Raw genomic sequence first — 14,269 nt, 5'->3', positions numbered from 1 at the left:
TGGGGTTGTTGCTGGGCAGCAGGTTCAGCTTGATGGTGCGGCGGTCGTGAACATTCCCGTCGCCGGTGCCGTCGTACAGGCGTGAACCGTAAATGTCTCGTGATCGCCGGGAGATGCTCGGCAACAGCGGACGGAGACGTCCGATGACCGTTCTGCCCATCAGGAAAGTCGGCGACCCGGCGCTGCGCCTGCGCGCCGAGGCCGTGACCGACTTCGACGCCGAGCTGGACAAGCTCGTCCAGGACCTCAACGAGACCCTGGTCGCCTCGCACGGCGCCGGCCTGGCCGCACCGCAGCTCGGGGTGAGCCTGCGGGTCTTCGCCATCAACCCGGACCTGCCGGGCAACGACCTCAAGCTCGACCACCTGGTCAACCCCGTCCTCGAGTTCCCCGACGAGGAGGTGCAGGACGGCATCGAGGGCTGCCTGTCCATTCCCGGTGTCTACCTGGACACGAAGCGGCGGCTGAACGTCGAGGCCAAGGGCTACACGAAGCACGGCGATCCGGTCCAGGTCGTCGGTGCCGGGCTCATGGCCCGCTGCATCCAGCACGAGACCGACCACCTCGACGGCGTGCTGTTCATCGACCGGCAGGACCCGCAGGGCCAGGCACGCATTCTGAACACCCTGCGCGAGGCCACCTGGTTCGAATACCTGCCCGCGCCGGAGGTCAAGGTAAGCCCACACTGACGTCGGACGGCCCCTGACACGTGGCTTGCCGTGCGGTGCTCAAGGCCAGCACCTGTATCGCCAATTGACGTGGGCCGGGGACCCAGTCGTCGCCGTCTTCGTTGAGGGCCGCCCGGGCGGCGCGGGGTCCGAGCACCGCGCCGTCCGGGGCGGTCGCCGTTACGCGGCCTGGACCACGACTGACCAGTTCACGGTCACGGTCGCGCCCTGGCAGCCGTCGGGCGCATCGGGCGAGAGGGTCACCGCATTGGTGAGCCGGATCGTCGCCTGGCCGGGACCCCGCCCGGTGCGGGCGGGCACGACCGCGCCGTTGGCCAGGTCACCGTTGGCGATCTGGAAGTTGTTGAGTCCGGTGCAGGACGGGCTGGCCAGGAACGAGGTCCAGGCGAAGCCGAGGACCTTGACCGGTACCTCGTTGGCATTGGCCACGGTGAGCAGCACGTCGGCGGGGTGACCGGGCCACAGCCCGGTCTGGTCGCCCTCGTAGTCGGTCTCGCTCGACACAACGGTCAGCGGCGTCATCGTCGCCGCCTTCGAAGTGGTGGTGAAGGTGCTGCTGGCGCTGAAGGCGGCGTACGCGGTGGTGCCCGCCAGCAGCGCCCCGACGCCGGTCGCCAAGGCGATCAACACCGATCGTTTCCTCATGACTCTCCCCTGTGGATGGTGGCCGGGTTTTCCGTCGCCAACGACGGTATGAACTAAGGCACCCGGCGCGCCTTGGGCAGACGCCGTATTTCCGCAGCCCCGCCGCCTTAGCCCGCACCCCCGCCCACGTAAGTCACGCCCACGGACCCCAGGGACCAGAACTTTCCGCGATCATGCACGCGGCCGCTTCGACACCCCGGCTCCGCCATGATCGCGGAGACATATGGTACCTATAGGTACATTCACACTCCACGATCATGAAGAACCGCCGTTCCCGCGCCGCTCCCGGCGTGATCACGGAGACTTATGGCCGGCCCACCCCGCGCCGGCGCGATCGGGCTGTTCCACCCGACGGCCGGCAAGGCAAAGCGCGCCCGACCGACCGCCGACAGGCAGCGACCGACCCCGCGGGCAAGGCGGTGGGGTGGGTTACTGAGGCCCGAGTCCTCGCGCGGGCGGCGAGCAGGGCCGGATACTCACTGTCGACCGCTTCCCGGGTCTCGGTGGGCGGGGACAGCGGGAGCGCCCCAGGGCACCACTGCTGCTCCTGCGCCACCGCGCGCGGTGATCTTGCCTCCCCCGCGCGGCGCGTGTCACTGGGGTGGGTCCTCGCGGAGGGCGGCGAGCAGGGCCTGATACTCGCTGTCGACCAGCTCCGGGGCCTGCAGCTGGCGGGGCGCGGCCTCGACCTGGGGCGGTGTGGGCAGGTCGTCGGCGCTCACCCCCAGCTCGGCCAGCTTGCGGGCGCTGACCAGCACGCGGGCCTCCAGGGAGCCGACCGCGCGGTTGTACGACGTCACGGCGGTCGACAGGGATGAGCCGACCTTGGCCAGGTGCTCGCCGAGGGTGGACAGGCGGGCGTAAAGCTCGCGGCCGGTCTGGTGGACGGCCAGGGCGTTGGCGGTCAGGGAGTCCTGGCGCCACGCGTAGGCGATGGTGCGCAGCAGGGCGACCAGGGTGGCCGGGGTGGCGAGGATCACGTTGCGGGCGAAGGCGTGCTCCATCAGGGCCGGGTCGTGCTGGAGGGCGGCGTCGAGGAAGGTGTCGGCGGGGACGAACAGCACGACGAACTCCGGGGCCGGCTCGAAGGCCGACCAGTACGACTTGGCGGACAGCGCCTCGACGTGGGCGCGCAGGTGGCGGGCGTGCTGGGTCAGGCGGGCGATGCGGGCGGCGTCGTCGGGGGCCTCCAGGGCCGACAGATACGCCTCCAGGGGGGCCTTCGCGTCGACCACCACCTGCCGGCCGCCGTGCAGGCGGACGACCAGATCGGGACGTACCACCCCGGAATCTGTGGCGGCCGTCACCTGCTCGTCGAAGTCGCAGTGCTCCAGCAGCCCGGCGGCCTCGACGATCCGGCGCAGCTGGTGCTCGCCCCAGCGGCCGCGCACGGTCGGTGCGCGCAGCGCCGAGACCAGCCGGTGGGTCTCGGTGCGCAGCTCGCCGGAGACCTCGTGCATGGCGCGGACCTGCTCGCGCAGCGACTCGTATGCCCCCACGCGGTCGCGCTCGAGCTCGGCGACCCGCCGCTCGTAGCGCACCAGCGCCTCATTCAGCGGGGCCACCGCGTCGGCCACGGCGTCCTGGGTCTGCCCGCGGGCCTCCAGCGTCAGCGCCCGCAGCGACGCCTCCAGCCGGGCCTCGCCGTCCCGCTTGGCCTGCAGCGTCGCCTCCAGCTTGGCGAGCTCCACCGCGGAGCGCGACCGGGCGACGAACCAACCGAGGGCGGCACCGGCCAGGAGGCCGACGAGCACGAGGAGGAGATCCACGCTATTCAGCATGCCGTAGGGGTATGACAGAAACCGGTACCGTCGAAGGCATGGGTTACTCGTCCTGGTTGGAGTGGTGACGGTGTTCGGCTTCGGACGCAGGAAGCGCGAGGCGCAACAGCTGGCCGATGCGCGGGAGGAGGCCCTGCGGTGGTACGAACGCCTCGGCGGCCAGCTGATGAACCTCTCGGGTGACGACCCGGCGGTCAAGCAGGCACTGGTCGACGCGAGCGAGCGCTACAACGCCGCCGGCGGGCAGCTCGATCGGGCGACCAGCCTCAAGCAGTACGACCTGGCACGCGAGACCGCCCTGGAGGGCCTCGCCTACATCCGCGCGGCCCGCACCGCGATGGGCCTCGACCCGGGCCCCGACCTGCCCCCGCTGGCCGGCGCCCGCGCCGGGCAGATCACCAAGGAGCGCGAGGTCGCCGTCCAGGGCCACTCCTACCGGGCGAGCCCCCAGCCCGGCAACGCAACCCCGTACTACTACCCGGGTGGCGCGGTCGCCGGCCGCGGCGTCCCGGCCGGCTGGTATTCCGAGCCCTGGTGGAAGACCGCCCTCGTGGCGGGCGCGTGGGGCATCGGCTCGGTGCTGGTCTTCGACGCGCTGTTCGACCCGGGCTGGGGCGATCACGGCTACGACGCCGCTTACAACGCCGGCTTCGATCAGGGCGTCGATCAGGGCTATGACCAGGGCGTCGACCAGGCTTACGACGACGGCGGCGGCGACGGAGGGGACTTCGACGGCGGTGACGGCGGTGACGGCGGAGGCTGGGACGGCGGCGATTTCGGCGGCGGAGACTTCGGCGGAGATTTCTAAAGATTTTGACTCCGGTCCGTGCAACGCACGACCGTTGCTGCCGTCAGCGCCTGGTCTGGGTCGGTCTATGCGAAGCTCCACCGAGCCAGACTGGGCGAAACGGGCCGGGGCCTGCCCTGAACGGGCGGCCCCGACCCTGCCGGGTCCGCGGCGCCAAGAGCGACGCGCTCGGTCCACGGCGCGGAAAGCGGCCGCGCTCGGTCCGCGGCGCCAACAGCGTCAGCGCCGGGTCCGCGGCGCCAAGAGCGTCCGCGCCAGGTCCGCAGCGCCAAGAGCTCCGATAAGTCGGGCGCTCCGCGCCACGACTTATCGGACATATCACGATTTATCGTCATCAGTGGGCGAGAGTTCCATTACGCGGCCTGAAGCGACTCCGTGATCGCCTCGTCCAGCGGGGTGGCGGTGATGCCGAACTCCGCCGTCACCCGCGAGGAGTCCATGACGAAGGGCTCGGCGTGCTGGTACCGGATCTCGGCGAACTCTTTGGCCATCTTGTCGAACAGCCCGAAGCCGCGCACCACCGCGCCCGGGTAGGCCCGCAGCCGCGGCGCCGGCAGCCCGCCGAGCTCGGCCACCCGGGTGAGCAGCTGCCGCGCCGTCAACGGCGGCACCGAGGGCGTGTGCCACGCCCGCCCCCACGCCCGCGGGTCCGCGGCCAGCGTGACCAGCGTGCGTGCCGCGTCGGCGAAGTACGTGTAGGTGTGCGGCACATCCAGCGGCGCCGGCAGCCAGGCCGTCTTGCCCGCCCGCAGGGCCGGCAGCGCCCGCTCGATGACCGTGTACCGCGGCCCGATCCAGTCCGACGAGCGCACCTCGATCGCCCGCACGCCCGAGGCCAGCGCGTCCTGCCACATCCGGGCCCGCACCCGGCCCTTGACGGTCTTCGCGACGAGCGGCAGGTCCTCGGTCATCGGCCCGGTCACCGGCCCGTAGCCGTAGAGGTTCCCGGTGATCGCCAGCACCGCGTCGCTGGCCTCGGCCGCCCGCAGCAACGCGTTTGAGATCGGCGGCCAGGCGGTCGGCCACTCGTAGTAGTTCGGGTTCGCGCAGTTGTAGATCACGCTCGCCCCCTTGGCGACCCGCAGCATGGCCTCCGCGTCCGCGGCGTCCGCCGCGACCCGCTCGACCAGCGCATGCTCGGGCCCGCTGCCGCTGCGCGTGACGACACGCACCTCCTCGCCCTGCGCCGCGAGCCGCAGCGCGATGACCGTACCGACCGAACCCGACCCGACGACGACCTGCATGACATCCTCCAATTTCATGAAATGTCCGATATGTCGGGCGCGCCAGCGCCCGACATATCGACCGGCCAGCCGGAGAGACCACCCCCGGTGGCGCGGTTTGAGAGCAGCGCTCTCGCAATAGAGCATAGGACGATCGCCCGCTCAATTTCAAGAGCAGTGCTCTCATATAAGAGCATGTGCGATGATGAACCGCATGAAGGCGAACTCGATCCGGGCCCGCGTCCGGGCGGAGATGACCGACGAGATCAAGGACGTCGCCCGCCGCCACCTGGCCACCGACGGCGCCAACCTGTCGCTGCGCGCGGTCGCCCGCGACCTGGGCATGGTGAGCTCGGCGGTGTACCGCTACTTCGCCAGCCGCGACGACCTGCTGACCGCCCTGATCCTGGACGCCTACAACGCCCTGGGCGCCGCGGTCGAGGACGCCGAGGCCCAGGCCCCGCGCGACGCCTACACGGCCCGCTTTCTCGCCGCCAGCGCCGCGGTGCGCGACTGGGCCCTGTCCCGCCCGCACGAGTACGCGCTGATCTACGGCAGCCCGGTCCCCGGCTACCGGGCCCCCCAGGACACGGTTCCCGCCGCCGTCCGGACGGTGACCGTCCTCGGCCGCATCCTCAACGACGCCGTCGCGGCCGGCGTCCTGCCCTCACCCGCCGATCCGCCCCTGCCCCCCGGCCCGGCCGCCGACGTGCGGCACATCAGCGAGGTGGTGGGCCCCGACGTACCCCCGGCGGCCATGGCCCGCGGCCTGTCGGTCTGGGTGGCGCTCTTCGGCCACGTGAGCTTCGAGCTCTTCGGCCAGTTCGAGAACACCATCGACGCCCGCGACGAGTTCTTCACCCACCAGATGCGCGCCCACGCCCGCTACTTGGGCCTGCCCGAGTAGTTGTGTCGCCTGGCGTACCACACTGTGTCGCAGACGCGACCGAGTCGGCGGGTATCACCGCCTACCGTCCCCGGCATGTTCGGATTCGGCCGGAGACCCGGCGCCACAGCGATCACCGCCCGCGGCGAGATCGTGCACGTCGACCTCGGCCTGCAGAACGTCGACGACCAGGGCGGGACGCGCACCGCCCGCTACACCGTGCTGGTGCGGGTGTACCCGGACGGCGCCACGCCGTTCGAGGTGGCGATCAAGGTCAAGCTGCGCGGTACCGCCGGCCCGATGATCGGCGAGGAGACCTGGGTCCGCTACGAGCCGGCCCGCCCCGAGAAGATCGACTTCGACCGGGACCGGATCCGCGACCGCGCCTACGACCGGGTGCGGACCAACCCCGGCCTCCGAGTCGTGGTCGACACCCTGTACCGCCACGGCGACCCGCCGGTCAGCGTGATCGCGACCGCCCGCTGAGGATCACATAAATCCCCCGTCAGGGGATAAGTCGGAAAAATCCGGACACGAAGTGTCTGGATTTTTCCGATAACGACCCGGAGCGAACGAATCGTAACTATTCAGGTGGTTGGCGGCAGGGACTTGATCGTCTGGGTGGTTTAGGGCACGGTGTCCGTTGTGAGTGCCGGTCCGCGTCCCAGCTATGACGAGTTGGCGGCGTTGGTGGTGGTCCAGGCTGAGCAGATCGCGGTGTTGCGGGCGCGGGTGGCGGAGTTGGAGCGGCGGTTGGGGCTGGACTCGCACAACTCGTCGAAGCCGCCGTCCTCGGATGGGCTGGGGAAGCCGGCGCCGCGGTCGCAGCGGCGGGCGGCGGGCCGCCGGGCGGGCAAGCAGCCCGGCGCGCCGGGTGCGGCGTTGACACAGGTGGATGAGCCGGATGCGGTGGTGGATCACCGGCCGGTGGCGTGCGCCGGGTGCGGTGAGGTCCTGGCCGGTGTCGCGCCGGTCGGGTTCGAGGCGCGGCAGGTGTTCGACCTGCCGCCGATGCGCTTGGCGGTGACCGAGCACCGGCTGTGGCGGTGCGCCTGCGCGTGCGGGACGCACACCACAGCCGCGGCGCCGGTGGGGGTGGACGCGCCGGCGCAGTACGGGCCGTCGATCGCGGCCCTGACGGTCTATCTGCTGGTCGGCCATCACACGCCGGTGGACCGTACCGCGCAGATCCTGGCTGATCTGTTCGGTGCGGCGCCGTCGGCGGGGTGGATCGCCGGGCTGACCGGGCGCGCCGCGACCCGGCTGACCGGCTTCACGCAACGGCTGCGGCAGGTCCTGCGCACCGCGGCGGTGGTGCATTTCGACGAGACCGGGCTGCGGGTGGCCGGCCGGCTGCGGTGGCTGCACGTGGCCTGCACCCCGCTGGGCACCTTCTACCACCTGGACGACAAACGCGGCCGGGACGCCATCGACGTCATCGGTGTGCTCACCGCGCTGGGCGCGGGCCAGACCGCGGTCCACGACGGCTTCAAGTCGTACCTGCACCCCGCCTACGACACCGCCGGGCATGCCTTGTGCAACGCTCACCACCTGCGGGAACTGGACGGCTGGGCCGAACACGACCCGGCCCACACCTGGGCCGGGACCCTGGCCGGGCTGCTCCGCGAGGGCAAACACCAGGTCAACCAGGCCGTCGCCGCCGGCCGGGACCGTCTCGACCAGACCGTCCTGACCGATCTGCTGCACCGCTGGGACCAGGCCGTCCAGGCCGGCTACGCCGCCAACCCACCCCCCACCAGCGGCGGCCGCGGCAAGATCCTCGCGCTGATCGACCGGATGCACGGATTCCGGCGCGAGATCTGGCGCTTCGCCCACACCTTCACCGTCCCGTTCGACAACAACCAAGCCGAACGCGACATCCGCATGGTCAAAATCCAGCAGAAGATCTCCGGCGGCTGGCGCACCCCCCACGGCGCCCAGCACTGGCTGACCGTGCGCAGCTACGTCTCCACCGTGCGCAAAAACGGCCTGCACGTCCTCACCGCCCTGCGCGACGCCCTCACCGGCAACGCCTGGCTCCCACCCCAACCTGAATAGTTACAACGAATCTCTCCGTGATCATGCGAGTCCCGCCGGCGCGCGGAGAGTTTTTCCTGATCACGGAGACTTAGGGTACCTATGGGTACATCAACCTTCCGCGATCAGGAAAAACGCGTGCGCGGGCGGCAAGACGCGCATGATCGCGGAGAGTTGTGGTCGCGGGTCAGCGGGCCGAGGCGCGGGCCTTCATGTCGCGCTTGAGCTCCTGCGGCAGGGAGAAGACCAGGCGCTCCTGGGCCGTGGTGATCTCGGCCACGTCGGTGAAGTCGCGGCTCGCGAGGAAGTCGAGGACCTCCATCACCAGCTCGTCGGGCACCGAGGCGCCGGAGGTGACGCCGACCGTCGTTGCGCCGGTGAGCCACTCGTCCCGGATCTCGCTCGCGTAGTCGATCAGGTAGCCCGCCTTCGCGCCGGCGTCGACCGCCACCTCGCGCAGGCGCTGCGAGTTCGACGAGTTCTGCGAGCCGACGACCAGCACGATGTCGCAGTTGGGCGCCATCGCCTTCACCGCGTCCTGGCGGTTGGAGGTGGCGTAGCAGATGTCGTCGCTCGGCGGCGACATGAGCAGCGGCAGGCGCCGCTTCAGCCGGGCCACCGTCTCCAGGGTCTCGTCGACCGAGAGCGTGGTCTGCGACAGCCACACGACCTTCGCCGGGTCGCGGACCGTGACCTTGTCGGCGCCGTCGGGGCCGTCGACCAGCTGGATGTGCGCCGGCGCCTCACCCGTCGTGCCGATGACCTCCTCGTGGCCCTCGTGGCCGATCAGCAGGATGTCGTAGTCGTCCGCGGCGAACCGGCGGGCCTCCTGGTGCACCTTGGTGACCAGCGGGCAGGTCGCGTCGATCGCGCGCAGCTTGCGGGACTTGGCCTGCTCGTGCACCTCCGGGGCGACCCCGTGCGCGGAGAAGACGACGGTGGCGCCCTCGGGCACTTCGTCGTTCTCCGCCACGAAGATCGCGCCCTTGGCCTGCAGCGTGTTGACCACGTGCTTGTTGTGCACGATCTCCTTGCGCACGTAGATCGGAGCGCCGTAGAGCTTCAGGGCTTCCTCCACGGTCTGAACCGCCCGGTCCACACCGGCGCAGTATCCGCGGGGCTTGGCGAGCAGGACGCGCTTCGAAGCAGTCACCCCGCCATCGTACGTGCCGTGGCCGAGCCCGGCCGACGGCGCAGGAATGGCCAGGCGGCCGCGGCCGCCGCCAGCGCCGCGCACGCGCTCACCACCGCGGCCGCCGTTCCCCACGGCATGACCAGGCTCACCGGCCGCCCGATCTCCTCCTGGAACCCGGCCCGCGCCTCCAGCAGCGCCGGTACCGCCACCGCGAGCCCCAGCAGCGCGCCCACCAGCACCGCGAGCAGCGCCTCGGCCACGACCACCCGCACGCTCTGCCCCGTCGTCGCGCCCGCCTGGTGCCACACCAGGAACTCGGCCCGTCGCGCGTGCGTGGCCATGAGCAGCGTGTTGGCGACCGACAGCGCGGTGTAGCCGACGGCGATGCCCAGCAGTACCGCCAGGAACAGGTCGACGAGGTCGGCCTCCTCGCCGGCCTTCCGGTCGACGTACTGCCGCGCGGTCAGCCGCTCGGCGCCGGGCGCGGGCACGAAATCGCCCGCGAGGTAGACCACGGGGGTGAGCGCGGCCGGGTCGTGGGCGCGGATCAGGTCCCGGGGCAGCACCACCGAGTCGGGAAAGGCCCGGTCGGAGACCTCGGCGACGGTCAGCGACCGGACCGAGCCGTCGACGAACCGCAGCGACACCGCCCGGCCGGGCGCCCAGCCCAGCGTCGGCGAGGCGACCAGCCCCTCGACGGCGGCCCCGGCCGCGTCCAGCGGGCGCCCCGAGTCCAGGTACACCGTGCTGGCCAGCTCGGACCGCCCGGCCTGGGCCTGGACCGCCGCCTCGGACAGCCCGGGCGCGGCGATGCCGGGCGCGGCCACCGCCGCCTCGGGGATGTTCCCGGTGTCCTCGATGCGGACCGCCGCCTCCGCGGTCTGGAAGGTGCCGACCAGCAGCACCGCGAACCCGACGGCGGCCAGCACCGGCGCCGCGGCCGAGGCCACCCGCCGGGCGGCGACCCGCGCCCCCGCCCGCACCAGCAGCCCGGTCGCGCCGCGGCGGACCGGCCAGGTCACCAGGCGCACGATCGGCGCCACGCACACGGGGGCGAGCAGGGCGGCCGCCACCAGCAGTACCATCGCGGAACCCAGCACGATCGTGGCCTTCCGCTCCGCCGTCGCGCCGGGCACCAGCAGCGCCAGGCCGCCGCCCACCACCAGTGCGAGCAGGCCCACGAGCCAGCGCGACAGCGTCATCGGGCGCGGCTCGGCGGCGGCGACGCGCAACGCGTCCAGCGCCGGCACCCGGCTCGCCCGGCGGGCCGCGAGCCACACCCCGGCCACGCCGACGACCAACCCGGCGGCCAGCGCGGCCGGCGGCGCCCACCAGGTGAACCCGACCCGGAAGCCGGCCGGCTCCAGGCCCACGGCCACGAGCGGGCCGGACAGCAGCGGCGCCAGCGCCGTGCCGAGCAGCGCGCCGGGCAGCCCGGCCGCGGCCGCGACCAGCCCGGCCTCGGCCAGCAGCAGCCGGCGGACCTGGCCCGGAGTGGCGCCCGCCGCGCGTAGCAGGGCGAGCTCGCGCCGGCGCTGGGCCACGCCGAACGCGCAGGTCGAGGCGACCACGAACACGGCGACGAACCCGCCGACAAACACCGTGGCGATGATCAGCTGGGTGCCGATCCAGCGGCTGCGCGCGTCGCGCTCGGGCTCGGCCGCGGCGCGCGCGTCGCCGGTCAGCGCGGTGCCCAGCCCGCCGAGCGCGGCCGGCAGCCGCGCGGCGACGTCGCCCGGGCGCGCGCCCGGGGCCAGCCGCAGGCCGATGAACTTCACCCCGCCGGCCAGCGAGCGCGCGGTGGCATCGTCGGCGTAGTACCCCGGAGCGTCGATCGTGCCGGTCACGGTCCAGGTCGCCGGGCCGGCCGCGGTGAGCATGGGCAGCGGCGCGCCGACGGGCACGCCCAGCCTCTCCGGGACGACGACCTCGCCGGGGTGCTGCGGCGGTTTGCCGGTTTTGAGGGGGTACCGGCCGAGCCCGGCCGACGCCCATCCGCGCCCGCCGACGGCGTCGTCGTCCGGCCGGCCGTCGACCAGCCGCTGCACGTAGAACGGCCGGTCGGGCACGGCCGCGGCGACCCCGGGCGTCCGCGCGAGCGCGGTCACGAGCCGGTCCACCTCATCGGCCGACCAGGGGCGGTGGGAGGCGAAGCCGGCGCCGGGCGGATCGTAGCGGGGCGCGGCGACGATCACCTCCGCGGCCGACAGCTCCGCCGGCACGCGCGGCCGGGCCGAGGCCCACAGCGACAGGCAGCCGGCGATCACGGCCACGCCGAGCAGCAGCGCGACGAAGGTGCCGAGGAACGAGCCCCGGTGGTACCGCAGCATCGACAGGCTCATCGCGTCTCCAGCCGGGCCATGCGGGCCGCGATCTGCTCCGCGCCGGCGGGTTCGCGCAGCTCGTCGGCGATCGCCCCGTCCGCGAGGAACAGCACCCGATCGGCGTGGGCGGCGGCGAGCGGGTCGTGGGTGACCATGACGACCGTCTGCGCGTGCCGCTCGACGGCGGCGCGCAGCAGCCGCAGCACCTCGCGCGAGGCGGCGGTGTCCAGGGCGCCGGTCGGCTCGTCGGCGAAGAGCACCGCGGGCGCGGTGACCAGGGCCCGGGCGATCGCGACCCGCTGCTGCTGGCCGCCGGACAGCTCGCCCGGGCGGTGCCGGGCCCGATCGGCCAGCCCCACCTCGGCCAGCACCGCGCGGACCTGCCCGGGGGCGGCACGCCGGCCGGCCAGCCGCAGCGGCAGCTCGACGTTCTGCTCGGCGGTGAGCGCGGGGACCAGGTTGAACGCCTGGAAGACGAAGCCGACCCGCTCCCGGCGCAGGCGGGTCAGCGCCCGCTCGGACAGCGGCGTCAGGTCGACGCCGTCGACCAGCACCCGGCCGGCGGTGACCCGGTCGAGCCCGGCCGCGCAGTGCAGCAGGGTCGACTTGCCGGAGCCGGACGGGCCCATGACCGCGGTGAAGCTGGCCGGGGCGAAGCGGGCGGAGACGTCGTGGAGGGCGGTGACGGCGCGCTCGCCCTCGCCGTAGCGGCGGGTCACCGACCACAGCTCGACCGCCTGGTGTGTCTGCAGCGTCGTTGTCACGCCTTCGATCGAACCGGCGCGCGGGCGCGGGCGCAGTCGCGCGGCGGTGAGACCGCACGGTAACGCCAGCACTACCGCCGGCGCGGGCCCCCGCCGGTACCGTCGCAGCATGCGGCCCCGATCCGTCACGGAGGCGCTGCGGCTGCCCCCGGCGCGGTTCCTGAGGTCGTGGTGGCCGTGGCGGTCGCTGGTGTACCTGCTCACCGGCGGCGTGCTCGGCCTCGCCGTCGGCGCGGTGCTGCTGGGCCTGCTGGTGCTCGGCGTCCTGCTCAGCGTGCTGGTGGTCGGGCTGGCCGCGTTCCTGGCCGCGGCGTTGTCCGGCATCGTGGTGGCCCGCATCGAGCGGCGCCGGGTGCGCATCGTCGACGACGTGCGGCTCACCGACCCGCACCGCCCGCCGGCCCGGCCGGGGCTGCGCGGCTGGCTGTTCGCCCGGATGGGTGAGCCGGCGACGTGGCGCGAGCTGGGGTACACCATGCTGATGACCAGCGCCCTGTGCTGGCTCGACGGGATGATCGTCGCGGTCTGGGCCTGGGGCGTGTCGGCGCTGGTCTGCGGGCCGCTGTACATCCGCGACTCCCCGCTGTCGCTGACCCTGGCCGGCTCGGTGTTCGGCCTCGTCCTCGGCGTCGTGCTGCTCTACCCGATGAGCGCCTGGGCGGCCGCCCGCGCCGCGATCACCCAGGCCGTCCTCGGCCCGCGGATGGAGACCGACGCCCGGCTGACCGAGGTCGCCCGGTCCCGGGCCCGGCTGGTCGACGCGTTCGAGGTGGAGCGCCGGCGCATCGAGCGCGACCTGCACGACGGCGCGCAGCAGCGGCTCCTCGCGCTCAGCATGCAGCTCGGCCTGGCCCGGCTGGAGCTGCCCGGGTCGTCCCCGGCCGCGGAGCCGGTCGCGCGGGCCTACGAGCTGGCCAAGGAGGCATTGGCGGAGCTGCGGGAGCTGATTCGGGGGGTACACCCGAAAATCCTGGCGGATCGCGGGCTGCACGCCGCCCTGCGCGAGGTCGCCGACCGGGCCCCGCTGCCGGTGGACGTCGAGGCGGCGCTGCCCGACCGGCTGCCCGCGGCGGTGGAGGCGTGCGCGTACTTCGTCGTCGTCGAGGCGCTCGCGAACGTGGCCAAGCACAGCGGCGCGACCCGGGCGCGGGTGGTCGCCTCGACCGCCGCCGGGCGGCTGACCGTGCAGGTGCGCGACGACGGCCGCGGCGGCGCCGACCCGGCCCGCGGCAGCGGCCTGTCGGGCCTCGCCGACCGGGTGGCCGCGGCGGGCGGGACGGTGGCCCTGGCCAGCCCGGCAGGAGGACCTACGGTGGTACACGTGGAGCTGCCTTGCGGGTCGTGATCGCCGAGGACGGCGTGCTCATCCGCGAGGGCATCGCCGGCCTGCTGCGGCGCTTCGGTCACGAGGTCGTCGCCGCGGTCGGCGACGCGCCGGCGCTCGTCGCGGCGGTCCGCGACCACCGGCCGGACCTGGTGGTGACCGACGTGCGGATGCCGCCCGGGTTCAGCGACGAGGGCCTGCAGGCCGCGATCGCGCTGCGGGCCGAGCACAGCACGCTGCCGGTGCTCGTACTCAGCCAGTACATCGAGCAGACGTACGCCGCCGAACTGCTCGAGTCCGGCCGCCGGGCCGGCGTCGGCTACCTGCTCAAGGACCGCATCGGCGACGTGGCCGAGTTCGCCGACGCGGTCGAACGGGTCGCCGCCGGGCACACCGTGGTCGACCCGGAGGTCGTCGCGCAGCTGCTCGGCCGGCGCCGCGACCCGCTCACCCGGCTCACCCCGCGGGAGCGCGAGGTGCTCGCCCTGATGGCCGAGGGCCGCTCCAACGCGGCGATCGCCCGCGCCCTGGTGGTCAGCGAGGCGGCGGTGGCCAAGCACATCAACGGTCTGCTGGCCAAGCTGGACCTGCCGCCCGACGACGACGTACACCGGCGGGTGCGGGCGGTGCTGGCCTACCTGCGCGGTTAGGGT

The 14,269-nt window shown here is 73.2% G+C and carries 13 protein-coding genes; 7 read left to right on the top strand and 6 right to left on the bottom strand.

Annotated elements, in window-relative coordinates:
- Nucleotides 1-143 precede the first annotated feature (143 nt).
- The gene (def, locus tag ACQPXD_RS04605) at nt 144-689 is read left to right on the top strand and encodes a peptide deformylase (RefSeq protein ID WP_432835130.1); all 546 of its coding nucleotides are present in this window, start codon (nt 144-146) and stop codon (nt 687-689) included.
- Nucleotides 690-848: 159 nt separating this feature from the next.
- Here def and ACQPXD_RS04600 read toward each other — a convergent pair whose 3' ends face one another.
- Entirely contained in the window at nt 849-1,319 is a 471-nt protein-coding gene (locus tag ACQPXD_RS04600; protein ID WP_432835128.1) for a hypothetical protein, read from the bottom strand.
- Between the two features lie 608 nt (nt 1,320-1,927).
- The gene (locus ACQPXD_RS04595) at nt 1,928-3,103 is read right to left on the bottom strand and encodes a DNA recombination protein RmuC (protein ID WP_432835126.1); all 1,176 of its coding nucleotides are present in this window, start codon (nt 3,101-3,103) and stop codon (nt 1,928-1,930) included.
- 82 nt (nt 3,104-3,185) lie between these two features.
- Here ACQPXD_RS04595 and ACQPXD_RS04590 point away from each other — a divergent pair, with 82 nt between their 5' ends.
- Nucleotides 3,186-3,923, top strand: coding sequence for a hypothetical protein (locus ACQPXD_RS04590; protein WP_432835125.1), 738 nt, complete (start codon nt 3,186-3,188; stop codon nt 3,921-3,923).
- 353 nt (nt 3,924-4,276) lie between these two features.
- On the opposite strand, the gene ACQPXD_RS04585 is transcribed toward ACQPXD_RS04590, so the two are convergent.
- The gene (locus ACQPXD_RS04585; protein ID WP_432835124.1) at nt 4,277-5,185 is read right to left on the bottom strand and encodes an NAD-dependent epimerase/dehydratase family protein; all 909 of its coding nucleotides are present in this window, start codon (nt 5,183-5,185) and stop codon (nt 4,277-4,279) included.
- Between the two features lie 175 nt (nt 5,186-5,360).
- Between ACQPXD_RS04585 and ACQPXD_RS04580 the strand changes: the two genes are divergently transcribed.
- The 3 genes from ACQPXD_RS04580 (at nt 5,361) to tnpC (ending at nt 8,090) form a co-directional block, all read left to right on the top strand.
- On the top strand, nt 5,361-6,053 hold the full coding sequence (locus tag ACQPXD_RS04580) for a TetR/AcrR family transcriptional regulator (RefSeq protein WP_432835122.1): 693 nt from the start codon (nt 5,361-5,363) through the stop codon (nt 6,051-6,053).
- A 75-nt stretch (nt 6,054-6,128) separates the two neighbouring features.
- On the top strand, nt 6,129-6,518 hold the full coding sequence (locus ACQPXD_RS04575) for a hypothetical protein (RefSeq protein WP_432835120.1): 390 nt from the start codon (nt 6,129-6,131) through the stop codon (nt 6,516-6,518).
- A 159-nt stretch (nt 6,519-6,677) separates the two neighbouring features.
- Nucleotides 6,678-8,090 carry an IS66 family transposase gene (gene tnpC / locus ACQPXD_RS04570; protein ID WP_432835118.1) on the top strand — a complete coding sequence of 471 codons (1,413 nt, stop codon included), beginning with the start codon at nt 6,678-6,680 and terminating at the stop codon, nt 8,088-8,090.
- A 166-nt stretch (nt 8,091-8,256) separates the two neighbouring features.
- On the opposite strand, the gene ACQPXD_RS04565 is transcribed toward tnpC, so the two are convergent.
- From ACQPXD_RS04565 to ACQPXD_RS04555, 3 genes are read right to left on the bottom strand one after another with little or no spacing between them, the layout of a single operon-like run.
- Nucleotides 8,257-9,270 (bottom strand): 4-hydroxy-3-methylbut-2-enyl diphosphate reductase, encoded by a 1,014-nt coding sequence (locus ACQPXD_RS04565; protein WP_432843634.1) that lies wholly within the window; start codon nt 9,268-9,270, stop codon nt 8,257-8,259.
- Nucleotides 9,219-11,546: an FtsX-like permease family protein gene (locus tag ACQPXD_RS04560; RefSeq protein WP_432835116.1), complete on the bottom strand. Its 2,328-nt coding sequence runs from the start codon at nt 11,544-11,546 to the stop codon at nt 9,219-9,221. The genes ACQPXD_RS04565 and ACQPXD_RS04560 overlap by 52 nt, the downstream gene beginning before the upstream one ends.
- Nucleotides 11,543-12,292, bottom strand: a complete 750-nt coding sequence (locus tag ACQPXD_RS04555; protein WP_432835114.1) for an ABC transporter ATP-binding protein — start codon at nt 12,290-12,292, stop codon at nt 11,543-11,545. The genes ACQPXD_RS04560 and ACQPXD_RS04555 overlap by 4 nt, the downstream gene beginning before the upstream one ends.
- Nucleotides 12,293-12,401: 109 nt before the next feature.
- On the opposite strand from ACQPXD_RS04555, the gene ACQPXD_RS04550 reads away from it, so the two are divergent.
- Together ACQPXD_RS04550 and ACQPXD_RS04545 are read left to right on the top strand one after the other, a co-directional pair.
- Nucleotides 12,402-13,637 carry a sensor histidine kinase gene (locus tag ACQPXD_RS04550; protein WP_432835112.1) on the top strand — a complete coding sequence of 412 codons (1,236 nt, stop codon included), beginning with the start codon at nt 12,402-12,404 and terminating at the stop codon, nt 13,635-13,637.
- The gene (locus ACQPXD_RS04545; RefSeq protein ID WP_432835110.1) at nt 13,625-14,266 is read left to right on the top strand and encodes a response regulator; all 642 of its coding nucleotides are present in this window, start codon (nt 13,625-13,627) and stop codon (nt 14,264-14,266) included. Before ACQPXD_RS04550 ends, ACQPXD_RS04545 begins: the two co-directional genes overlap by 13 nt.
- The last annotated feature ends 3 nt before the right edge of the window (nt 14,267-14,269 follow it).

It is taken from the genome of Dactylosporangium sp. CA-092794, assembly GCF_050948465.1.
Taxonomy (GTDB): Bacteria; Actinomycetota; Actinomycetes; order Mycobacteriales; family Micromonosporaceae; genus Dactylosporangium.
Note: the sequence above shows the minus strand (reverse complement) of the source record. Positions and strands in the feature narration are given on the sequence as shown.

What these genes read in the sequence shown, in the direction of transcription:
- def (WP_432835130.1), top strand. Translation starts at nt 144, where the DNA reads ATGACCGTTCTGCCCATCAGGAAAGTCGGCGACCCGGCGCTGCGCCTG.
- ACQPXD_RS04585 (WP_432835124.1), bottom strand. Translation starts at nt 5,185, where the DNA reads ATGAAATTGGAGGATGTCATGCAGGTCGTCGTCGGGTCGGGTTCGGTC.
- ACQPXD_RS04580 (WP_432835122.1), top strand. Translation starts at nt 5,361, where the DNA reads ATGAAGGCGAACTCGATCCGGGCCCGCGTCCGGGCGGAGATGACCGAC.
- ACQPXD_RS04575 (WP_432835120.1), top strand. Translation starts at nt 6,129, where the DNA reads ATGTTCGGATTCGGCCGGAGACCCGGCGCCACAGCGATCACCGCCCGC.
- ACQPXD_RS04560 (WP_432835116.1), bottom strand. Translation starts at nt 11,546, where the DNA reads ATGAGCCTGTCGATGCTGCGGTACCACCGGGGCTCGTTCCTCGGCACC.
- ACQPXD_RS04550 (WP_432835112.1), top strand. Translation starts at nt 12,402, where the DNA reads ATGCGGCCCCGATCCGTCACGGAGGCGCTGCGGCTGCCCCCGGCGCGG.